Genomic DNA, 21,394 nt, shown 5'->3' with positions numbered 1-21,394 from the left:
CCCGCCGTTAAAGGTAAGGGTGAGCACGGCGGACCCGCGGCAGCCCTTAATGTGATTGCATGGACAACACAACTCTGGAGATCGTCATTGGGATTGCTGTCCCTGCCGCCGCCATCATCATCTCCACGTGGGTCGCAGTCGGCCTCGCGAAGTCCGAGAGGGTCGCCGCCGCGGCCGCCCGAGCCGAGGAGCGCAGCGATGGCGCCTTTGTTCGAGCACTAACCGCCCTCGCGACGCTGAACACCATCAACCTCCGAGCCGAGTCGGTCGCTGAACCGCTCAGGGAGCTTCGCGTCGGTCTGACCCTGTTGGAGGCAGCGAGTCCGCGGAGCGACGGCGATCTCCTCTCCGAGTGGTTTGAGGTTGAGCGCGTCGCGGGCCTCGCTCAGAGTAGAGAATCCATGCGGAAGCTCGCCCTAGCCCCGAAAATCCCTAGCAGCGAGGCCGACGTTGACACGATCGTTGCCGCAGGGGCCCCGTTGAACACCTGGGCCCGGGACTTCGCTAATAACCTCCGCCTGTGGCGGCGGAAGGGCGCGACGGACGCGCAGCTTGCGGAACTGATCGCGAACGCCAAGAGCTTGCACTGATGATGGCTCACCTGACCAGGCAGCCTCTCGACATTGTACTTGCGGGATTGGCTAGCACGACGGACATCGCATACTGATTGAGTGGAGATCCCGAATGTGCTGAGCGTCGTGCCAGCGGAGGTCAGTTATGGGGGACGCGCTGCCCCTGCCGCGTTTCAAGATTTCGCAATCGACGGATTCTCGCTGCGCGAGTTGCTGCGGGTTCCCGCGGACTTGGGCGCGATCGAGCAAGAGACGACCCTGTTGCGTCCCGACTGGCCTCACACGGCTGTCGAACAAATCGATAGGCTCTCACTCACTGCGCCAGGGGAGTTTGCGGATGGTCGCGTCGCTATTCTCCTTTGCCCAGTCTGTGGAGATATTGGCTGCGGCGCTGTTAGCGCCCGCATTTCGGCCGGGGACAGCACGGTCATCTGGGAGGATTTCGGCTGGCAAGACGGGTATACAGATGAACCGCCGCAGCCGTGGTTGTTCGAGCCTCAGCAGTTCACTTTCAACAAGACTGCCTACCTGACCTTCATGCATCAAGTCCGCGGACAATTCGCAGAACTCGTACCGCCACCTGAGACAGAAGGCAGACGAAATCGGCAGCCGATCAGCGCGTGGCTTCGGCGGTCGAAGCCTTAACTTCCACGGCCCGGTGAACGATCCCACTGCGGGCTGCACCGCGCCAAATAGAGCCCAAAAAAGCCGCCATTAATCGCTGAGAGCCACAGGGTGTGCCCTTGCAACGTTCGGGCTTAGAGACGGACGAGCGTCCCGCTCAGGGATCCATCAGCGTGCCAGGTAACAGTCTGGGCCATGCGAGGTCGTTGTCCAGCTGCCAGTAATGGAGAATCACTTCATGATGAACACAGCGAAGCTTGAGGGTCTCATGGTTCGGGTGGGCGGGCAGTCGCGAACCGAAGTCGTCCAGGCACTGCGCGATGTAAGCGTGCAGCTCAACGCCCGCGCAGAGACGCTGCTCACTCACCCCGCGTTCGATGCCCCACGGGATCAGACGCTACGAATCGTGGAGCGAACCGCAGAGCAGCTTGGCCTGGAGAAGGGTGCCGTTCAGTCCCAGGTCTTCGCGACTGCAAGGACCCAGGGCCTGGAACTCTGTCCCTTGGTCACCGGCCCTTACCTCCGGTTGGCGCTGATGGACCAGGCGAACGCACCGGACTCAGTCCTGTCCGCAGGCCGCGGCCCGACCGGAGCGATCCACATCGCGTCCGAGCCCGTAAGCGAGGACGTGGATTACCCCAAGGGGTTCTACATTCGGGTCGTGGACGGGCAGGCCTGGCTAAGGGGTTATCGCTGCGATGACACGTATGTCTGGGCTCCGAAGCAGCGGCTCGCGTTCCTACTGCCGGAGAGCTGACGGTGACGGTCGAAAAGTAGACCGCGCCGCACACAGCTGATGTGACACCAAGGCGAATGACGGCGTTTGCGTCGATGAAGCCGTGAGCCGCTCCTGTTTCAGACTTGCTCGACATCGGCTACTCCATCACGACGTGTTTTGACAGTGAAAGCCGCGGTGATACCACCGGCCAAGAGAACCGCGCCGCCGCCAAGAGTCCACAATGCCGCGGCGGAAATGGGGAAGCTGGCGGAGTTGGGTTCCAGTGGTTCGGTTGGCTCATTCGCTTCCCTAACTGGGTCTCCGGCAACGTCAGCTGCGGGTTCCTCGGCCGGCTCAGTTTCATAAGGGGCAAAGTCCTCGACATCTTCGTCTAGGACGAACACCGAGCTCATGAGTCCCCTTTCGTCAGCCATTTTGCGCCACAGCAAGCCATCAACCTCGTAGGCATCGGACATCTGAGCTTCAATGCCAGGGAAGTCCGCGGTAAAAACGGGGGCAACAGATGCATCCTCATCTTCATAGCCGCCCGCGTTTGCGGCGAGTATGCCGGTGCCCGTGAACTGACCGTTGAACTCCGCGAATGATGCCTCGTTCGCCTCATATATGGCGGCTTGTGCTGCTTCATGCTCTGCCAGAGGCACGCTGCTCAGCACCGAATCATCCGAAACGTACCCGACTTCCGAACCGTCGAATTCGAAGTGCACGGCTCGCCATTGAGTTCCATCGACCGCTTGGAATGCCTGCCCGACAAGCCAAGGGGTGGGCTCCCCGGTTTCCTGGTCAATGTAATTGGCGATTGTCGGGCGTATTTCAGAGGAGCAGCCGTCGTTCGTGTCGGGTTCACAAACCTGGGGCCCGGGCCGCTGGTAGGTCTGCACCGCGTCGGAGGTAAAAATAACCATTTCGGTCAGATCATCGACTGCGACCGAGATGTTCGACACCGACTCGGGACCCGCAGCGGCATCTCCCGCCATGGCAGCAGGGGCCGCGCCGAAAAGCAATCCGGCACTGAGCGCAAGCAGGGACAGAGATGTTGTTTTCATAACTACCTCTTATGCATAACGTAGTAGGTTATGCATAAGACCTTAACATGTGCGTCAGCTAAATGCGCGTCCCCTTATAAGCACCGAAAGTGGGATCACGAGCTATGCTCCCGTTTTCAACCATCGGTCTAACGCTCGCCTGTGTGCTCCGGCCAGTACCAGAGGAGTGGATCGCCAGACGCGTCATGCACGGGCTCGCCCTTATTCGAAGGGTCGAGCTGTGGAGATCGGGGCAGAACCCCGCCCTCAGCCATCTTGACCGCATCCTCCGGCTTGATTCCAAGCTGCGCGGCCGCATCGTCGAGAGTGGTCCCGCCGTCGGTGGCGTCGAGATAGAAACGCATGACCGGGTACTCAACCAGCTGCAATCCACCAGGAGCTGTGAATGCCGGCGGCTTCCTGGCGACCGTGACCACATTGCCGTCCTCGTCCTTCAGCGGGCGCATATGAATCCGTCCGGCCTGGCCCCAGGCTTTGATCGTGTTTCTGTTCACGTCTAATGCTTTGGCCGCCTGGAGTGCAGAACGACCGGGCTTAGCAGCCTTAGCGGTGGGGGCGCGGTACTCGGCAACGCGCAGCTTCTCTTTCTCGAGCCGCTCNAGCCGCTCCTCGCGGCCCGGAGCGTATCGGCTGTGCGCCTGCTGAGCCCCGCCAAGGCCTTTGACTTCCGCCAGCCTGGACCAGGTCGGTCGCTCCCCATCCGGCAGCGACCTCGCCCGCAGCACCAGCTCACGCTCGTAGCGGCGCGCAGCTTCACCAAGCGCATAGGCTAGATTCGACTCCGCCAGCAGCAGCTCGCCCTCGTTAAGTCGCCCTTCCTGAAGGCTGAACTCTTCAGAGAGTTGCTCGACAAGCCGCTTCACCTTCTGATCGAGAAACTCCCCATCGGGTGCCTGTGCATCACTTTGTACCATATGTAGAGCCTAATCGGTAGAAGCATCGATGAAGCTGGGACTTCTCATTTTGTTCAGACAAGCGTTGGCATCTGGAAGAGAGCCGGGAAGTATAGGGTCGAGGAATGCACGCGATAGACCCAGCACTAGAGCACCTCGGAGGCAGCATGAGTCAAAAGGAATTCAAGTCGGTGAGCACCGCTTTGAAATCAGGTCGTACCGACGAAGACGAACTGATTACGCGCTGCATTTCCGTCGCCGTTGAAGACCCTGAGCACCCGTCCATTGGTGCGAAGTTGGAGATGATGAGCAATTTTCTTGGCGGTATCACTCAACTGCCAACTGACTTGGAAGCTGTGATGAATCCGGGGCCCATCACGCTGGCCTACATTGCCGGGCAGCCACGGAGCTCCCATTCCGGTCCCGCACGATTGTTGGTAACCGAGGGTCACATGGCGTTTCCCGAGGCCTTGGTCAGTCCTGAGTTTTACTCGGATGATTCCGCTGTGGCCTTTGATCTGAGGGAGGTTTGGGCTGTTGGAGCGCTACCCGGACACGGCCACGCTAAAGAAGTCGCGGATCACTTCAGGCACTTCCTTACTTCGATAAGCGCTGAGAACTTGCGGTCCTTCTGGGCAAATGTCGACGATGTAGAGAAGAACCAACAGCGAGAAAGCGCCAATGGCTTTTCTCCATATAGGAGTCGGCGGATGGAGCTGCTGAAAGCTGAGCGGCCCGCGATCCTTGAGGACTTGAGAAAAATTGCCGGCGAGAATGAGCCAAATTAGCGAATTCTAGCGTCCTGGGCAGCCTGTTCTAGCGTCTCTCTCCAACGACCGTTTGTACGGTTGCCGTCAACTGTATTTCGACTGGCGATCCACCGGGTAGGGAAGAGACGCCAATGGCAGCACGGGCTCCGAGTATCTGCGGGCCTAGACGTTCTCGAAGATACTCGGATGCAGCATCTGCGATCTGAGAATGCGATTCAAAACCCTCGATGCAGGCTAGATAAACCGTCGTCTGGACCACGCGAAGGATCGTTCTATGACCTTCCGGCGACGCTTCGATCGCGTCCACAGCATTCTTTGAGGCGATTCGAGCCGCCGCCTTGGCCTCTTCCATGTCTACTCCGCCGCCAATTAAACCTTTGTACTGAAGAACTCCATTTTCTCTGGCGGTCATACCCGCCGAGTAAACCAGATTTGCATGGCTACTGGAAGGTTCGTAGAGCCCCTGGGCGGGCGGCGCGACTATGGGATCGTTCATTTCGTGACATCCTTTGCCGCAAGTTCAGCGACTTGACCAATTTGTTCCCGCGCGCCGACGAACTCAGCGGGAGGGCTTTCAGGTGATCCCCTGCCGGTGCGATCAACAATTAGTTGATAGTGCTCAGGTCGTCGGTGCTCGTCAAAATTGAAAATGTGTTCTTTAAGATAGTCACCAAGACTCAAATCGATGACTGACGTGATTACCTCGTCCTCTTGAGTATGCGCCTTGGCTACAACTTCCCCAGTTGGCGCTATTATGGCCGATCCACCAATCAGACGGTGCCCATCCTCAGAACCGCTCTTAGCTGCCGCAGCGACCCATACCGAATTCTGATAGGCACCAGCTTGAATGGAAAGCAAGTTATGAAACATTTTCAGATGCGGTTCCTCGACCGCATTTTGATTCATCGCAGGGGTATTATAACCGAACAGAATTAGGTCAGCACCCTGTAGGGCCATAACGCGGTAAGTTTCCGCCCAACGACGATCGTTGCACAACCCCATTCCCACCTTTGCGCCGAGCAGTTCCGAAACACCAAACCCAAGGTCGCCAACCTGGAAATACCGCTTCTCTAAATGTTGAAACTCACGGTCCTGCCGATACTCACTGTGTCCAGGGAGGTGGATCTTCCTGTACTTGGCAATGATCGAACCGGTCTTGTTGACAATAATGGAAGTGTTGAAACGCCTTCCCTCGGGGGTCAGCTCGGCATAGCCAAGGTAAAATCCTATGCCATGCTTTCGAGCGGCCTCGAACAGCGGGGCCACCCTTTTGTTGGGCATCTCGGTTTCAAAATACCTATCCATCTCGGTAATTTCCGGAACCCAGTATCTGGGGAAAAAAGTTGTTAGAGCCAGTTCTGGGTAAAGCACAAAGTCGCAGCTACGGCCCTTCGCCTCGTCCATCATTTCGATGAGCCTGCTAACCACCGTGTCCTTTTCATCAGCGAGGTTGACCGGCCCCATCTGCGCAACCGCTAGATTGATCGATCTTTCCTGATGCATCATTCTTGTTCCTTTCCCACTAGGTGCTAAAAAAACAACTGCACGAAGTCGACAACTTCTGGATCAGCCTGATCTGCGTCGTCGATCACTGGCACCAAGCGCCACTTGTCGAACGCCGTACAAGGATGCGAAAGCCCGAGTCTGACCACCGAACCGATGGGGAGACTCTCGCCTTTCATGAATCCGTGCTGGTCATTCAGTTTCAGGATTTGGTTGGAGGAGATGTCCGCAGCTGGTCCCTCACGGTGCTTGTTCAGCAGGACTTGCGGCTTCGGCATATCGAAGTCATAAGGCAAATCCCGTTTGCCAGCATCGATAATGCACAGGTCCTTTTCCGGGTTGGACAGAATCCGTGTCCAACCGTGTATCGCTGCTTTGAGAGTCTGGGTAGCGCCGGGTTGCTCGAAAGGAGAAATTTCGGCATAGTGTCCGCTGTCGTGTGTGAGATAGGCACCGGAGCGCAGCAGTACTGTTGTTGGGGTGCCGAAGTGCCCTGATGGATCTGCCACCGGCGCGCAATGTGCAGCGACAAGATCGAAGAATGCGCTGCCTCCGACGGTGAGAAGCGCGGAAGACCGGTATAAGCCTTCCTCGTTCAGACGTCTGTGCAGGCCGCAAAGTGCCTCCAGGTAGGCGCTGACCCGAGCCAAGCCGGCTGGGGTACGATCGCGGGACAACACTCCTTCGTAGCCGCCCACTCCGGCTAATTGCAGCCCGGGAGCTTTATCGATTGCAAGCGCCAGTTCATAGGCCGCTTCCGGTGTGCGCGCTCCGGTGCGGCCCTCCGAGGCACCTAGCTCAACGATGACCTTTAGCGGGCGATCAGTGTGCGCGGCGCCGAAGACCGTCGACATCAGTTCGAGCTGCTCTATCTGATCGGCCCAGCAGTAAAAGTCAAAACTGGCGTCGCGGAGAAGCTCACCGGCTACCCACTCTAGGCCGACTGGATCGATGAGCTGGTTGGCCATCAAAATTCGATTGATCCCGACGGATCGGGCAAATTGCACCTGCCAGATGGTGGCCAAGGTAATCCCCCAAGCGCCAGCCTCCAGCTGCTCCTTCCACAGCTGCGGGGCCATAGTGGTCTTTCCGTGCGGTGCAAGCTGCAGCCCAACCTCCTTGCACCAAAGCATCATCGATTGAAGATTGTGGTCAAGCGCTTTCCGGTCAAGCGTCAAAATAGGGGTTTGGAAACTAGACAGTCTAGGACGGGTCTTCAGGAAGTCCTGTGCTGTGGTGTTCCAGGCCTGGGGCGGAAAGGACTTAAAAGCTGGCCCAAGCAGAATATTGTTTTGATCATTCACTGAAAATTTCCTTCGGCGTTGCTGGAGATCATGTCGAGGTCATGAGCACGCGGCCAGCCCCCGCGGACATCGGCTTGTAATCCTTAAGCGCGAACCGCCCTCCCACGATAACGTGGGCGACCCCTTCGCTCAGTTGCCACGGTTGCTCATAGGTTGACTTGTCGGCGATCAATGTCGGATCAAAAACAGCGAGGTCTGCAACAAGCCCCACACCGATACGCCCGCGATCGTGCAAACCCGCTCGGGATGCCGGAAGCGAGGTCATTTTGCGCACCGCCTCTTCCAGCGACAGCACGCCTCGTTCTCGCACGTAGTGACCCAGTACTCTTGTGAAGGTGCCGAAGCTGCGCGGATGAGGTTTCCCGTCACCGTCCGGTGTCATGATCCAGCCGTCGCTGGCTACCGAAACATGGGGGTCGCGCAGCGCGGCCTCCACATCAGAATCGGCCATCGCATGGTTGATGATCGCGACCGCGGCGTCATGGTCAACCAGTACATTTATGGCCGCCTCATGCGCGGTGATGTCATATCCAGCTGCGATTTCAGCTAGCGAGTGCCCAATCCACTCGGAGTATTTTCCCGGTGCGAGGTCGGCTAGAACAATCCCGGCCGGGTCGATTTCACCGTCAAACCTTGTTGCGAGTGCGGCGCTGATCCGTTGCCGCTGGTCCTGGTTCGCAAGGCGCAGCAGCAAGCTGTGGCTGCCGCCGTCGAGGGCCCATCCCGGTAGGCGCGAGCTGAGCGATGTGCTGGATGCTGTGTAAGGGTAGACGTCGGCCGTTACGTCAATGCCGTCCGCGCGGGCATCAGACATCATCTGCAGCGCCTCTTCGACCTTGCCGTGATTGCGTGGACCCATGGCTTTGATGTGGGAAATCTCGAGCCGGACTCCGGTCAATCGCGCGACAGCAATAGCCTCCGCTACTGACTCAAGCAAGTTGTCGGTTTCATTTCGCATGTGGGTTGAGTACAGCAACCCGCATTCTGCCGCAACGTGCGCAAGAGCTTCGACTTCTGCGGTGGCCGCGAACGAGCCGGGAGCGTAGATCAGTCCAGTTGAGAAACCGTGCACACCCGCTCCAGCAGCTTGGCGCAGCAAATCACACATCCGCTCCAACTCCTCCGGGGTAGGGGCGCGATCAGCATTTAACTTCGCTGCGATTCTCAGTGCTCCGTGTCCAACTTGGAGGGCCGCATTGACTGCCGGTCTGCTGCGGTGCAGGGCCTCCGTGAAGCCTGCGGCATCAGTCCATGACCAGTCAAGCTCGGGCCGTAAAAATGAGGTGGCTGCCTGGATAGCGGCTAGATCGCTCACTGGAAACGGCGAAGTTCCGCAGTTGCCCGTCAGGAGCGTCGTTACCCCCTGCGTGAGCTGGGTAATCGCCTCCGGACTGGAGATGAGGGAAAAGTCTGCATGTGAGTGCAAATCGATGAATCCTGGACAAAGAATCTGTCCCTGCGCGTCAATTGTCTCCGCTCCGGTCAGGGCATCGGATTCGCCCATCTCAGGATGAATCTCTGCGATCAGTCCATTTCGGATGCCGATAGATCCAGGCATAGGCGCCCCACCGGTACCGTCGAGAATGCGCGCGTTATTGATTGCAATGTCGAAGCGTGTCTCTGACATTGATGCCTCCTATCGTGTCTGGAAAAACAGGATGGTGCCGTACATGATGCATGCAGGCACTAGCAACATCCATCCGGTGATCAGCATGTTTTTGAGGTTTGTGGACCGGGCTAGACCCATCACTCCGATCATGTTGGCGTTGGGAAAGGGCCCGTAGGTATCGGCCTTTGAGGCGAAAAGCAATATCACGACCCATGAGGCTGCGGTGATACCGAGGGTTGCGCCGATGCCGCCGAAGACTTCGTCCAGCAGTACAACCTGCGCCGCCGTCGCGCCCGGCACACCGACCCAGCCCAGCATGGCAATAAGAATGGCGAAGACGAATGGGGAACTGTTGGACAAGGCGCCACCGTAGTTCTCCAGGATGACGTCGAATGGTGCTAGTAGATCGATCACCAGGAATAGGGCAGCGAGTAACCAGAACAGGATGAAGATGCTGATCAATTTGGTCGCTCCGCGGTACATGAAATTTACGGTGTCAGCGATCGAGAGACGGGCTGCCATAGCAGTCACGATTCCGATAGTGGGCAATGCCAGCAAAGGAAAGCTCGTTCCGGCAGCAGTCAACACGGCGTAGCCAACACTTACCAGTAGCACGACAGCGAATACGATGGTTGTTCGTCCTGCATGGGCGGGAAGCGTGACTTCTTCGCCTCCGAACTCGTCAGCATCGTAGTAGTCGTCCTGATTCGCAGTGCGACTTTGGATCCAGCGCACGATGAAGGGGCCCAGTGCCAGGGAAAGCAGCGCGAGCGGGCCGCCTCCGAACAACACGTACTGAATGTAAGTTACATCTGCGGCTCCCATGATGACTACGTTTGAACCGGCGAAAGGAGCCATAGCTAAGCCGGCACCGCCACCGATAAATAGCATGGAAGCCGTCGCCGACTTGGTGAATCCTAGCCGCGCGGTAATCGGCAACAAGATGGGTGCGGCGATGGCGATCGCACCGGCGAGAGTGCCGAGGCTTGCGACGAGGATCCCGCACGCGAGCATGACCCCAAAGGTGACGGCCATCATGTTGCGTTCGCCGACGGCCCGCATGACTCCTTTTACGATCGTGCTCGCAACTCCAGTTTCTTTGAGTATCTCGCCGACGCCCGCACCGAGCATGATGATCAAGCCGATTGTGGTGATGAATTCGCCGAGGGAATCGCCCAGCAGATTACCCACCTCGACGGGAGCGGGCTGCAGGATCAGCAGACCCGAGAGAAGCGCGATGACCGTGGCCACAACAATGTCCATGCTCAGCAATGCAAGAACCGCGTACAGCGCGATGGGGAGTAGCCCCCAAAGAGACGGTGTAGAGGTTGTGAATCCAACGATGAGGGCAGTGATCAGTCCGACCGCTGCCAAGATCGCGAGTAGCCGGTTGCGGGCCGGGGAAAGCTTCACCTCATAGGCATTTCCCTCCCGCAGTTTGCTGGTGGTCGATTCATCATGAAGCATGACGGCCTCTTTCGTATTGGGAATGAACAGTAGTTAGCGCAGATTTGGGGTGAATCGTCTTAGCGTGCCGAAACGATCTGGTGAGAATGCGGACTCATGCATGCTCGGTGCTGCCTCAAGAATTCCTTGGGCGATAAGTTCGCCGGTTACTGGTGCCAGTACGAGCCCCCACATCCCGTGGCCAGCGGCCACGACGAGATTCGGTCGCGTGGTGCTGCGGCCTAGAGACGGAACTCCATCGGCGGTGCAGGGCCGCTGGCCGGCCCATGTCTGCAGAGTTCTTCGAACTTTCAGTTCTGGCAGTCCCCGGTGGCCAGCGTCGCGGATCGCCTGGATCCGGCGCGCGCTCATAGCCTGCGGATCGCTGCCGAGTTCCAAGGTTCCGCAGAGTCGGAGCCGGTCCGAGTACGGAGTTGCGACGACCTTCAATTCTTTGAACGAGAGAGGAATTTGCGGGCTCGGACCATCCGGCGCCAGGTCGACGACGTAGCCTTTCGCGCCTGCCATTGGCATTCTGATTCCGACTCCCCTGCACAGTTGCTCGGACCCTAGCCCCGCCGCCACAACATATGTGTCGGCGGTGAAGCGTCCGTTGTTGGTGTCTGCCGCAGCTATACGTCCGCTGGCAAGGGGAAGCTGGTGAACCTGTGTGTTCCAGAAAATTCGGGCACCGAGCTGTTCTGCTGCTTCCAGCGTGGCTCGAACGAAGTCTTGACTTCCGCATTGAGCCTCCTGGGGCCTGTAGATGGCTCCGGCCACTTCACCAAGCATCGGTTCGAGCTCGCGCGCCTGCGCAGCAGAAAGAATTTCTTCGGTTGTAGGGCTGGCTGGTCGAGAGCGCAGTACGCCAGCGGTTTGATGGAAAAGCTTTTCAGTGAGAAAGACGTCCAGGGATCCACTCTTGCGAAAGCCAGTGGGCAAGCCCGCCGTGGAGTAATCTTCGTGCAGTTGCAGACTACGTGCGGCCAGTTCCCTCATCCGCGCAGTCATCGCCTGGACGCGCCGCGGGCTAGCCGAGGCAACCAAGCGCGCGAACCACGGGATAAGCCGGGGGGTCGGGCGTACGTAGAACGGGCTGCCGGGCGAAAGCATGTAGCGTATTCCGGCCGCAACGTTTGCGGGCGTGGCCAGTGGCTCTACATGGCTGGGAGCGAGCAGCCCTGCGTTGGCGTACGAACATCCGTTGCCGATGTTTTTCCCCCCGTCGAGAACGATGACTGAAGCGCCACGCTTTGAAAGCTCATAGGCGATGCTGGCACCGACTGCCCCAGCCCCGATGATGACGACGTCGGCGCTGTTGCTGGCGCATGTGTTCATTTCATTCCTCATTCCGTGCGACCTGACAATAACGCGATCTGAGTTGATGTGTTCCAACTCACTAAGCGACACTAGAGCCTTCGGCTGCACCCGCAGATCCGTCTTGAGGGATGATTTTTCTTGCCACCTCGGCCGAATCGGCCTTAATGTACGCTGAAGTGCGCGACGGTTGAGCCCGGCAGTGACGAGCTTGAAGTTTCAGCGGATAAAACTAACGAGGTCGAGAGGACGGGTGTGGAACGGCGAGAACGAATTCGAATTTTGCTCGTTGAAGACCACCCTGTGGTTCGTCTCGGGCTCAGAACCGCTATTTGCGCCCAGCCAGACATGCAGGTCGTTGCTGAAGCAGATTCCGCCGAGCAAGCGTTGGCCAAACAGAAAGAGCACACGCCTCAACTGGTCATTATTCCGCTGCGACTCGGAGGGGAACTCAGAGGCATCGAACTTTGCCGAGAGGTGAAGAGCCTTCCCGATGCGCCGTTTGTGCTGGTTTACACGTCCTATAACTCCAAAGAGGAGTCTTCTGCGTCCTACCTTTCAGGAGCCGATAGTTACCTGCACAAGGGCGAAGACACCGGGCGTTTGCTCGACAGCATCAGGGCAACATGCACAGGTCGTAGGGTCTGGCGGCTCGGAACCGAATCGAGTGATCAAATGGCGAGATTGGAGCAAGCAGTCGAAAACTCCTATCTCACGCGAAGAGAGCGTGAGGTACTTGGGTTCATGCTGCAACGATTCACGAACGCGCAGGTCGCCAACGAGTTATTCATCGAACTACCGACGGTGAAAACGCACGTAAGCAATATTTTGCACAAGCTGGGTCTGCGCAACCGGCAAGAGCTGTTCTGAGGCAATGGCGCTCCACCCGCGCAGACGTCGAACGCGAAAATGTCGCGCCGCGCTTTTCGCACTGGCGTTGGTAGGGCTCAGCTGACCTCCACCCGGCGTTGATAGGGTGTCGGTGATCGGGAACCTATCAGGCGGCGCTTTGACCGGTAACCCCGGCAAGAACCCGGTCGCATACTGCCGCGGCGGTCTTCTCCGGGTATCCGGTGAGCAGAAGCCTCGCCGCTAGCGCGCGGCGCACTGCCGCCAGCATTGCAGCTCCGATCCGCGCCCCACTGAAGTGCTCCTCGACGCGTTCCACCCAAGCAAGTTTCTGATCTATTTCGTCATCAACCCGGGGAATGTCGTTCATGGCCGATCCCCTCAAATCTAGCGCGCGCTCAGCCTTTGCACGATGCACGGGGCGCATTGCAAGACGCGCCGCCTGTTCTTCGCCACATCCGCGGAACAATAGGCGGAGCCTCAGCTCCTCTCCGAGAGTCTCCGCGTCCGCCGAAGCTGCCGCCAACGCGACTTCGAAGGAATCCATCCAAGATTCTATGCGGCCCACCCCGCTGTCACCCGTGGCACTGGGAATGGAACTTCGACTGGCGCCTGCTTCGTCGAGTGCCTTCGCGGCGGCAAGCCGAACCATCCATTCCGGTGGCGCATCGTCAATTTTGGTGCCCATCAGAATCCACAGCGCGACGGCCGAGCTGGTGTCGCTATTTCTCAGCCGCTTTTCGACGCGGCGGATCAATTCGCGTTCGAAACGGCGGAGCGAGGCTGCGTCGAGGTGCTTGCCGTCGAAGGCTCGCGCGCTTCTGCTGATCCACTTGTCGAAGTCCTTTGGGTTCTGCATGTAAGGAATGAGTGTGTTTTTCCCTATCAGTGCATCCACCCATCCGTAGACTTCCTGACGGTCCTGGCGGTATCGGGCGATCTCGAGGGTACGCTCCTGTACCGAATGAGCGTATGCTGCAGCCGCCCGTTCCTGGGCCCGGAAGCAGCCGCTGCTGCGCGCGTAGCCATTAAGTCCTTTGAGGAACGATGTGGTGTCCCCTTTGGGATTCAGGCAGGCGGCCGTCAGTGTCTTGCGGGCAGCACCAATGTATCGTCTCGCAACGGCGAGGGTGGCTGGATCTATGCCAGCGGCGTCGGCAACTGCGACCACCCACACCCTGTAACCCAAGTTCGTGTCCCCATAATTCCATGCGGGATGGCTTACGCTGGCGAGGATTTCGGCGGCCGTAGATTCCGCTCCGGCGCGCCTTGCATAGCGCTCGACCATCTCCTTGTGGACGGTGGCTATTTCTTTCTGGGACCGGGTCATCCTACCGGCGACCTTATATCGGCCGGCGCTGCCCTTGCGGCCTGTTCTGGGTTCATGAATCCAACCGAAATCCTTGGCATCCCGCAGTCCCGCCCGGCAGGTTCCATTGCTCATTCTGGTGAGCTGGCTGAGCCGGTCTAAGGAGACCAGCGCGGTGGTCCAGCCCTTCGGTCCGTTCAAGGAATCGAGGACCTCCCCCGCGGCCGCGGCAAGGATCACGCGGGCTCTGAGCTGAACCGCCGCAGAGGGTGCTTTGACCGGGTCACCTGATTTCAAATGATCCGGTTCATTTGGCCTGCAGACCGGGTCAACAGGCGTGTAATGACCCGGTTCAAGGTGGCCATCTTTTGAGCTGCTTGGCGGGTCAGTAGAGAGGGTCATCGTCGATGCAATGGCCTGACTTTGACCTGTCACTGAAAACGAATTTGGTGTCCCCTTCTCGAATTCTGAGAGGAACCTGCCCAGCGTCAACTCCGCAGTCGCAATCGAGTTTGCCGCCGCCGCAGCAGGGAGGGAGAGCTTCGAGGCGCGTTTAGCTGACGTGATGATCCGCGTGTAGGCTGTCTGGCCGAGCAGCGTTTCGAGCCCGGGATGATTATCTTTTTGCCTCAACAGATATGGCTTCAAGGAGCGCGGCGGAAGCCCCAGAGAGTGCCAGCGGATCGAGACGGCGCGGACGAACTCCTGGGGTGTGAACTGATTGGACGGTAATGCGAGGACCGTCTTGCGCAGCTCTTCGTACCGCTCGGACACCGAGAGATTTGACACGCTCATGTGTCAACTTTAACACCCCTCTATGAAGCTGTAACGAAGTTACAAGCTTCGATAGAACAGGGCTACAAGATTCGCATGATGAGCATGTCCCAGTCCCATCTGGGTGTCGGAGCTGGTCGGAGGGAGACAGCGGAGGAAACTGACCACAGCCGGACACTGGGCCAAATTGGGTACCAGCCCGCCAGGCGTGAGAAACCCCGAGCCGGCGAGGATCCGGTGAGGGCTTCGATCTGATGGCATTGCGACGACGGTCAGAAGTTCAGGTTGTCGAGCTTGTCGATAGCGGAAAGGTCCAGCCATTCCTAATGGCTTCGCCAACGTCATTGCCTGCCGACATTTCGCTCTGCAAGCTGGTTTCTTTCCGGAAAGCCGAAGACGTGGCCGCGGAATGGTCGACCGGTCCGTTTAACTTATTGTTCTCTACCCGATTCTTGGCCGGGTCGAGTCGAAGATCCAAGTGACCCGTATTGGTCAGCCCAATAAAGCTTCGTCCAAAGATCCAAGGAAGCTGCAGAATGACACCCTTCGACCGGGCCCTTTATAGCGACTGGCCGGCCAACTGAATGACACTCTTCGGTGTCTCCTTGCCAAGTTTCCTGTCCGCCGTCACGCGCAGCCGAGCAGCAAGGATTCTGACCCTCCGGTCGTGCGCTTTGAACTCAGACGGGGAGCGCCCAGAGAGTCTCTCGTCCGCGAGTTCACTGACCCAGTCGGGTGTTTTCTTCCCAAGTTTTTGGTCGGTCGTGACGCGCAGTCGGGCAGCGAGTATGCGGACATCCCCATCCGGTTCCGCCTTGGTGTGCACGCTTCCTCCCATGACCCTGACGAGATGGTCTCGTTCCGGAATCAGACTATCGACCTTGGCCTAACCATTATCGGGTGGTGATGCGAAGTGTTTCGATCCTAAGTGGCCGCGATTCGCTGGGCCATACCAAAACCCCATTTCCCATGGTGTTTATCTCGTTTGCCAGAACGTCGACCCGGGTTACATTTCCGCCTGGATGCCGTAACTCATGAGTGAACCGACTATGCCAGTGGCCCGCGAACAAATGGCTAGGCTGCAGCTTCCGTACGACCTCGTCAAGAAGAATCCGGGTCCTCTCTGCATCGGCGATGATGTTCGCGGGCAGATCCAGGTCGCCTGTCATGGGAACCGACGCTGGCACATCATGGGTGATAAGGAGGTCAACTGGTCCGCCGGCCACCAGACGGTCGGCCTCTTCCTGTGTCGGCTCCTCGAGGGCCCACCAGTCGATGCCCAGGGTGCGATGCTGCTGGTCAACGCTATAGGCACCACCAAGGCCACCGACCGTTAGGCCGCCAATCACAGTGCGGCCGCCGCGGGGAAGCACCCGGATGTTGGAGCGCCAGGTGGCCAGCCCGTCTTCCTCGACTTCCAGCTTGGCCATGGTCGTCCAGTTATCGTGGTTCCCGGGACTGACGACCAGCATCAGGCCGCATTCGACCAGCACTTTGTTGAGCTTCTTCTCAAATCTGCCGCGGTCCCGACCTGGAAAATCCAAGCCAAAGTCGCCCACGTGAAGCATCGTTCCGGCACCGGCTTTCACCGCTGCATCGACGCTTCCGATTGCCCAACCCGTGTGCCCGTGCCAGTCCCCAAAAATGGCCAGTGGAGTCGTCATATCGACAGCTTACGGGTGGGATCATCGACTTTTCGACTGCAAGCGGTAGAGCAGGCGGTTGCTAGCCCTCACTTGGATTGCATAATTTATGCATCTATAGAATACTTATGCATGACGAGTAGGTCCTCGATTTACGATCCGGAATCCTCTGTGGTGGAGATGGTGGTGGGGCTCCGGCTGAGCAATCCGGCCGGAGCCTTCCCAATTCGAAACCGCTTGAGCTATGGATCCCCTCCACCTGCCGCTTCATTTGCCCGTCTTCGATTGACGAGCCGTCTGACTCCGGTCCAGGAGGACCTACGGCTACCCCTTCGGGCCTTGAATTCCACGATGTCCTCCACTCGCCAGACGTAGCCACCGTTGACCTTGGCGTTGAGCGACTCGTCGTCGCAAGCAGCAGGATCTGGGAAGAGTTCCGCAACCGAATAACCGGACCGACTGACTGCCTCGCCTGCACTCCGAGCATCAGCCTCGGCTTCCCGAATCGCGTTCTTGCGCTTGCTCCAAGTGCGCACCAGTGCCGGGCTAATTCCCAAAAAGTTTGCAATCATGTTCGAATCCATGAGCCCACGAACGCTCCGGGGCAGCTCCGCCGGTTGTAGTTCAGCCTTGGACTTCTCGGAGTTCATACCGAAAGTGTGGCATGGGCTTGAAACGAGTTCGCGTCGGTTTACTAGTACGCCTGCGTTACATAGGATAAATTTGACACGTTAGTGTTTCAAATTAACTGAAAGAAATCACATGACCAGCGACGGCGAGAAGGGTAAGCGCCGAGGCAACGCGCGGCGTCTGCAGTCAGTTCGATAGCGGACAAGACGAGCCGGGATGCCCAGACCCGCGACCTGCGCAACGCGGGCATGACGGTCCTGGAGATTGCCAAAAAGCTAGGCGTCTCCGAATCGACCGTAAAGAGGGTATCCAAGGGAACGGAAGAGAATAACGTGACAATGTTGACGGGCTGATGCTCCGGCGTCTCTGCTACGGCCAGCACTGTGCGTACACCCGCACGAAGATCCCGGATAAAAAGCTTCTACCATGCCGGCTGGGCGGCTACCTGCCATGGCGGTTTGGCGTAACGTCTGCGCAGTCGGACGTCGACCTGAGGAACTGTCCTTTTGTTCAACGGGATGCCACCCAGCTGGAAGCTTTCACGCTGTGACGTGGAGCGGTCAAGCTGACGTCTCGTCCTCAACTAGCCCTAAACAGTCGCCATTTTGGTTATCGTGAAGTATGCCAACCCCCACCACATTGGACCCTCAGCCGCACACCCAACATAGGAAGGTGGAACCAAGCTGGAACTTTTGCACCCCGGCGAACTGGTATGAGCAGAAAAAATCCCTTGAAATCAACGAACATGTGGAGCTTAGGGGAATCGAACCCCTGACCTTTTCATTGCGAACGAAACGCTCTACCAACTGAGCTAAAGCCCCGATGAAGGAACTGTAGCAAACCGCAGGCCCACCAGCGGTAACCTCAGAACATGACCGCAAACCACCCCACCCAACACCGGCCTGAGGTCAGAGCGTGGCCGGCGCTGTGGGCGCTCGTCATCGGCTTCTTTATGATCCTGGTCGATTCCACCATTGTCTCGGTCGCCATACCGGCCATCATGGAAGGCCTGGATGCGGATCTGGACAGCGTCATCTGGGTGAACAGCGCCTACCTGCTGGCTTTCGCCGTCCCACTGTTGGTCACCGGAAGGCTCGGCGACAGGTTTGGTCCCCGCCGCATTTATTTGATCGGTCTAACGGTTTTCACAATCTCAAGCGTCTGGTGCGGGCTTGCCGGAACCGTGGAGATGCTCATTCTGGCCCGTGTTCTCCAGGGCCTGGGCGCTGCGATGATGACGCCCCAAACCATGTCCGTCATCACGCGGGTCTTCCCGCCTGAACGCCGCGGCGCCGCCATGGGCTTATGGGGTACCGTGGCTGGCGTTGCCACCCTGATCGGGCCGGTGCTCGGGGGACTGTTGGTGGACTCGCTGGGCTGGGAGTGGATCTTCTTCGTCAACGCGCCCGTCGGCGTCGTCGGGCTTGTCCTGGCCTACCGGCTGGTTCCCCGGCTCGCGACGAACAGCCACACGTTCGACCTTGTGGGTGTGGTTCTCAGCGCCACCGGAATGTTCTGCCTGGTTTTCGGCATTCAGGAGGGTGAGAACTATGACTGGGGAACTATCGCCGGGCCCCTGTCGGTCTGGTCGCTCATCATCGCCGGCCTGATACTGCTGACGGCGTTCGTCGTCTGGCAGAGGTACAGCCGCAGCGAGCCGCTGGTGCCCCTGAGGCTCTTCGGTGACCGTAACTTCTCCTTGGCCAACACCTCAATCTTCGCCATGGGGTTTTCGATTACCACCGTGGCCATTCCGCTGATGCTTTACGCCCAGAACGTGCGCGGCCTCTCCCCCACCCAGGCCGCCCTCCTGCTGACTCCCATGGCTGTCATCTCTGGATCGCTGGCACCGTTGGTGGGGAAATTGGTGCAACGGGGCAATCCTAAGTACATGGCCATCTTCGGGTTCGCCGGGATGTCGGCGTCGCTGTTCTGGCTGGGTGCCATTCTGAGCCCGGACGTGCCAATCTGGCATTTGCTGCTCCCCGTTTCGCTGCTGGGATTCGCGAGCGCAGGCATTTGGGCGCCAGTCTCCCTGACGGCAACGCGCAACCTGGCTCCGTCTTTGGCCGGAGCGGGCTCGGGCGTCTACAACACCACACGGCAGGTGGGTGCGGTGCTGGGAAGCTCGGCAATTGCAGCCATGATGGTGGCACGGCTGGCGGCAAACCTCGACGGTGGAGCCCCCGCCGAGTCTGCTGCCGCCGGACAACTCCCGGATGCCCTGCAGGCAGGGTATGCGGCGGCCATGGGGCAGTCCCTCTTCCTGCCCGCAGCCGTCATTCTGATCGGCCTGGGAGCAGCCCTGTTCTTCGCAAGGCCGCAGCAGAACAACATCTGGGCGGACGAGCAGGAGTCAGTAACCACCGCCGGCTAGAGGCACCCCATCTTGGTTGCCTCTATTAACCACCTGTAGGCTCGTCCCATGGCTGAAGAAACCACCCCCGAGGAAAAGACCGAACCCGCCGAAGTGAAGGAAGTCAGCGACGACTTCATCACTCGCGATCACACAACGGTGTCAGGGCTGAAGTACACCACGACCACCGGGCGGCTGGTCCTCCGCCGGGAGGAAACCAAGGACGGCAAATCCGAGGGGTTCAAGCCCAAGGCCGAAATCTTTGTTGTCGCGTACACCAAAACCGGTGACGATGCCGCGAAACGCCCGGTCACCTTCGCCTTCAACGGTGGCCCGGGATCGGCGTCGGTATGGCTCCACCTTGGCCTGCTGGGTCCGCGCATGGTGAATTCGGGTGACGTCGGCGCGATGACCCCTCCCCCGTTTGGCCTCGTGGATAATCCGGAATCGCTTCTGGAACACAGCGACCTTGTGATGATCGATCCGGTAAGCACCGGGTTCTCACGCGTGGTCGAAGGCGAAAAGTCCGATGAGTTCCACGCGTTCGTCGAAGACCGCGACCTGGTCGCCGAAGTCATCCGTCTGTGGACCACCCGCAACAACCGCTGGCTGTCCCCCAAGTACCTGGTAGGCGAGTCTTACGGGACCCTCCGCGCGGTCGCCGTCGCCGGCAGGCTCTTCGACGCCTACGGAATGGCCGTCAACGGACTCGGCCTAATCTCCACCGTCCTCAACATGTCAACCCTTCGGTTTTTCCCGGGCAGCGATGTCCCCTACGCGCTGCATCTGCCCACGTATGCGGCGATCGCGCACTACCACGGTCGGCACAGCGGGCGGGAGCTTGCCGACGTCGTCAGCGAAGCGGAACAGTTCGCTGCGCAGGACTTCGGTTACGCGCTCACCCAGGGGAGCCGGCTGAGCGAACAAGAGTACGACGACGTCGTCGCCCGCCTCAGTGCCATCACCACCCTGAGCGAAGGTTTCATCAGGCGGACAAACCTCCGCTGGGCATATCACGAGTTCGCGGCCGAACTCCTCCGGGAGGAAGGTCTGGTTGTCGGCAGAATTGACGGACGCTTCGCCGCGCAGCCTGCCAGCCAGCAGGACTCGGCGTCCCGTGACGATCCGAGCATCCGCGCCATCACGGGCCCGTTTGCCGCAGCCATCAACCACTACGTCCGCGCCGAACTTGGCTACGAGAACGATCTTCCCTATGAGATCCTCACTGCCCGGGTGCAGCCGTGGAGTTACAAGACCTTCGAAGGCGCACCGGTAGACGTCAGCCACGTCCTCGAACGCCTCATGGTGCACAACCCCGCGCTACGGGTGCATGTGGATTACGGTTACCAGGACGGAGCCACTCCCCACTTCGCGGCGGAGTATGTCTTTGCGCATATGAAGCTTGATGATCAGGCCCGCGCGCGCATCACGCATCACTATCATGAGGCAGGACACATGATGTACCTGAAGCCTGAATGCCGCCTCGCGCAGCTTGAGGCGCTCAAGCTGTTCGTCACAACCGGGGCAGCCTAACCTGACCGCTTTAGTCAGTATGCTTAGCTCTGCGGCCGGAAGAAGATCCGGCCACAGGCTGCGAAGGGACCACCATGCTGAAGAAAATCCTCTGGGCGCTTGCCCCCGTCATTGCCGCACGGATCCTGGGCCGCAAGCGCGGCAGCCAGGACTCTTCGCGTGCTAACAAAACCCGCTGGGACAAGAAGCACGGCCGCTGAAGGACGTGGCTAGCGGGTAGCGAAGTGAATCCAGAGGCCCACTACCCAGGAGCTGCCCGCCAGGCAAGCCAGCAGCAGTTCAACCAGGATGCCCAGGCCCGTGGCTTTCAGTGCCTCAAGACTGGATGAGAACGCTGGTTTGATGTCCCGCTGGCGCGCGTATTCGCTCAGGAAGAGACCCGCGGCAAAGCCAACGAACAGGCCAACAACCGGGATCACGAACATGCCCACTACGCCCAGGATCAAGCCGATCGTCACCGACTTGGCGGGGATGCGTCTT

At 59.0% G+C, this 21,394-nt stretch carries 18 protein-coding genes and 1 tRNA gene; 8 read left to right on the top strand and 11 right to left on the bottom strand.

Features of this window, described 5'->3' with window-relative positions; translation table 11 throughout:
- Positions 1–59: 59 nt before the first annotated feature.
- The 3 genes from Y708_RS0118655 (at position 60) to Y708_RS0118645 (ending at position 1,953) form a co-directional block, all read left to right on the top strand.
- Positions 60–590 (top strand): hypothetical protein, encoded by a 531-nt coding sequence (locus Y708_RS0118655; RefSeq protein ID WP_028281101.1) that lies wholly within the window; start codon positions 60–62, stop codon positions 588–590.
- A gap of 81 nt (positions 591–671) precedes the next feature.
- Entirely contained in the window at positions 672–1,217 is a 546-nt protein-coding gene (locus Y708_RS30525; RefSeq protein ID WP_051479175.1) for a hypothetical protein, read from the top strand.
- Between the two features lie 217 nt (positions 1,218–1,434).
- Positions 1,435–1,953, top strand: coding sequence for a hypothetical protein (locus Y708_RS0118645; RefSeq protein ID WP_028281100.1), 519 nt, complete (start codon positions 1,435–1,437; stop codon positions 1,951–1,953).
- Positions 1,954–2,051: 98 nt separating this feature from the next.
- Here the strand turns inward: Y708_RS0118645 and Y708_RS0118640 are convergent, their stop codons facing one another.
- On the bottom strand, positions 2,052–2,978 hold the full coding sequence (locus Y708_RS0118640) for a hypothetical protein (RefSeq protein ID WP_028281099.1): 927 nt from the start codon (positions 2,976–2,978) through the stop codon (positions 2,052–2,054).
- A 1,060-nt stretch (positions 2,979–4,038) separates the two neighbouring features.
- On the opposite strand from Y708_RS0118640, the gene Y708_RS0118630 reads away from it, so the two are divergent.
- Entirely contained in the window at positions 4,039–4,659 is a 621-nt protein-coding gene (locus tag Y708_RS0118630) for a hypothetical protein (protein ID WP_155853939.1), read from the top strand.
- Between the two features lie 28 nt (positions 4,660–4,687).
- Here the strand turns inward: Y708_RS0118630 and Y708_RS0118625 are convergent, their stop codons facing one another.
- From Y708_RS0118625 to Y708_RS0118600, 6 genes are read right to left on the bottom strand one after another with little or no spacing between them, the layout of a single operon-like run.
- A complete protein-coding gene (locus tag Y708_RS0118625) occupies positions 4,688–5,137 on the bottom strand; it encodes a RidA family protein (protein WP_028281096.1) in 450 nt (149 codons plus the stop codon).
- Positions 5,134–6,147, bottom strand: a complete 1,014-nt coding sequence (locus tag Y708_RS26265) for an N-carbamoyl-D-amino-acid hydrolase (RefSeq protein WP_081747007.1) — start codon at positions 6,145–6,147, stop codon at positions 5,134–5,136. Before Y708_RS26265 ends, Y708_RS0118625 begins: the two co-directional genes overlap by 4 nt.
- A 23-nt stretch (positions 6,148–6,170) precedes the next feature.
- The gene (locus tag Y708_RS0118615; protein ID WP_028281095.1) at positions 6,171–7,448 is read right to left on the bottom strand and encodes an alanine racemase; all 1,278 of its coding nucleotides are present in this window, start codon (positions 7,446–7,448) and stop codon (positions 6,171–6,173) included.
- A gap of 28 nt (positions 7,449–7,476) precedes the next feature.
- Positions 7,477–9,075: an N-acyl-D-amino-acid deacylase family protein gene (locus Y708_RS0118610; protein WP_028281094.1), complete on the bottom strand. Its 1,599-nt coding sequence runs from the start codon at positions 9,073–9,075 to the stop codon at positions 7,477–7,479.
- Positions 9,076–9,084: 9 nt separating this feature from the next.
- Positions 9,085–10,524 carry a Na+/H+ antiporter NhaC family protein gene (locus Y708_RS0118605; RefSeq protein WP_028281093.1) on the bottom strand — a complete coding sequence of 480 codons (1,440 nt, stop codon included), beginning with the start codon at positions 10,522–10,524 and terminating at the stop codon, positions 9,085–9,087.
- 33 nt (positions 10,525–10,557) lie between these two features.
- The gene (locus tag Y708_RS0118600; protein ID WP_155853938.1) at positions 10,558–11,931 is read right to left on the bottom strand and encodes an NAD(P)/FAD-dependent oxidoreductase; all 1,374 of its coding nucleotides are present in this window, start codon (positions 11,929–11,931) and stop codon (positions 10,558–10,560) included.
- Between the two features lie 144 nt (positions 11,932–12,075).
- On the opposite strand from Y708_RS0118600, the gene Y708_RS0118595 reads away from it, so the two are divergent.
- A complete protein-coding gene (locus Y708_RS0118595) occupies positions 12,076–12,690 on the top strand; it encodes a response regulator (protein ID WP_028281091.1) in 615 nt (204 codons plus the stop codon).
- A gap of 127 nt (positions 12,691–12,817) precedes the next feature.
- On the opposite strand, the gene Y708_RS0118590 is transcribed toward Y708_RS0118595, so the two are convergent.
- From Y708_RS0118590 to Y708_RS0118570, 3 genes are all read right to left on the bottom strand, one after another.
- Positions 12,818–14,773: a hypothetical protein gene (locus Y708_RS0118590; protein ID WP_155853937.1), complete on the bottom strand. Its 1,956-nt coding sequence runs from the start codon at positions 14,771–14,773 to the stop codon at positions 12,818–12,820.
- 872 nt (positions 14,774–15,645) lie between these two features.
- Positions 15,646–16,416: a metallophosphoesterase gene (locus tag Y708_RS0118580; RefSeq protein WP_028281089.1), complete on the bottom strand. Its 771-nt coding sequence runs from the start codon at positions 16,414–16,416 to the stop codon at positions 15,646–15,648.
- 1,357 nt (positions 16,417–17,773) lie between these two features.
- Positions 17,774–17,846, bottom strand: a tRNA-Ala gene (locus Y708_RS0118570).
- 50 nt (positions 17,847–17,896) lie between these two features.
- On the opposite strand from Y708_RS0118570, the gene Y708_RS0118565 reads away from it, so the two are divergent.
- The 3 genes from Y708_RS0118565 (at position 17,897) to Y708_RS31450 (ending at position 21,114) form a co-directional block, all read left to right on the top strand.
- Entirely contained in the window at positions 17,897–19,402 is a 1,506-nt protein-coding gene (locus Y708_RS0118565; RefSeq protein ID WP_028281087.1) for a DHA2 family efflux MFS transporter permease subunit, read from the top strand.
- A gap of 48 nt (positions 19,403–19,450) precedes the next feature.
- Positions 19,451–20,914, top strand: coding sequence for a S10 family peptidase (locus Y708_RS0118560; RefSeq protein ID WP_028281086.1), 1,464 nt, complete (start codon positions 19,451–19,453; stop codon positions 20,912–20,914).
- A gap of 74 nt (positions 20,915–20,988) precedes the next feature.
- On the top strand, positions 20,989–21,114 hold the full coding sequence (locus Y708_RS31450; protein WP_275451122.1) for a hypothetical protein: 126 nt from the start codon (positions 20,989–20,991) through the stop codon (positions 21,112–21,114).
- A 9-nt stretch (positions 21,115–21,123) separates the two neighbouring features.
- Here the strand turns inward: Y708_RS31450 and Y708_RS26255 are convergent.
- A partial coding sequence (locus Y708_RS26255; RefSeq protein ID WP_155853940.1) for a DUF456 domain-containing protein occupies positions 21,124–21,394 on the bottom strand: 271 nt, incomplete at its 5' end.

Source organism: Arthrobacter sp. H5 (genome assembly GCF_000520595.1).
GTDB lineage: Bacteria > Actinomycetota > Actinomycetes > Actinomycetales > Micrococcaceae > Arthrobacter_D.
The sequence above is the reverse complement of the archived record's forward strand: the minus strand, read 5'-3'. Positions and strand labels throughout refer to the sequence as shown.

Excerpts from the sequence above, each read along its gene's own strand:
- Y708_RS0118655 (WP_028281101.1), top strand. The coding sequence starts at position 60 with ATGGACAACACAACTCTGGAGATCGTCATTGGGATTGCTGTCCCTGCC.
- Y708_RS0118645 (WP_028281100.1), top strand. The coding sequence starts at position 1,435 with ATGATGAACACAGCGAAGCTTGAGGGTCTCATGGTTCGGGTGGGCGGG.
- Y708_RS0118640 (WP_028281099.1), bottom strand. The coding sequence starts at position 2,978 with ATGAAAACAACATCTCTGTCCCTGCTTGCGCTCAGTGCCGGATTGCTT.
- Y708_RS0118630 (WP_155853939.1), top strand. The coding sequence starts at position 4,039 with ATGAGTCAAAAGGAATTCAAGTCGGTGAGCACCGCTTTGAAATCAGGT.
- Y708_RS0118625 (WP_028281096.1), bottom strand. The coding sequence starts at position 5,137 with ATGAACGATCCCATAGTCGCGCCGCCCGCCCAGGGGCTCTACGAACCT.
- Y708_RS26265 (WP_081747007.1), bottom strand. The coding sequence starts at position 6,147 with ATGATGCATCAGGAAAGATCGATCAATCTAGCGGTTGCGCAGATGGGG.
- Y708_RS0118610 (WP_028281094.1), bottom strand. The coding sequence starts at position 9,075 with ATGTCAGAGACACGCTTCGACATTGCAATCAATAACGCGCGCATTCTC.
- Y708_RS0118605 (WP_028281093.1), bottom strand. The coding sequence starts at position 10,524 with ATGCTTCATGATGAATCGACCACCAGCAAACTGCGGGAGGGAAATGCC.
- Y708_RS0118590 (WP_155853937.1), bottom strand. The coding sequence starts at position 14,773 with ATGAGCGTGTCAAATCTCTCGGTGTCCGAGCGGTACGAAGAGCTGCGC.
- Y708_RS0118580 (WP_028281089.1), bottom strand. The coding sequence starts at position 16,416 with ATGACGACTCCACTGGCCATTTTTGGGGACTGGCACGGGCACACGGGT.
- Y708_RS0118565 (WP_028281087.1), top strand. The coding sequence starts at position 17,897 with ATGACCGCAAACCACCCCACCCAACACCGGCCTGAGGTCAGAGCGTGG.
- Y708_RS0118560 (WP_028281086.1), top strand. The coding sequence starts at position 19,451 with ATGGCTGAAGAAACCACCCCCGAGGAAAAGACCGAACCCGCCGAAGTG.
- Y708_RS31450 (WP_275451122.1), top strand. The coding sequence starts at position 20,989 with ATGCTGAAGAAAATCCTCTGGGCGCTTGCCCCCGTCATTGCCGCACGG.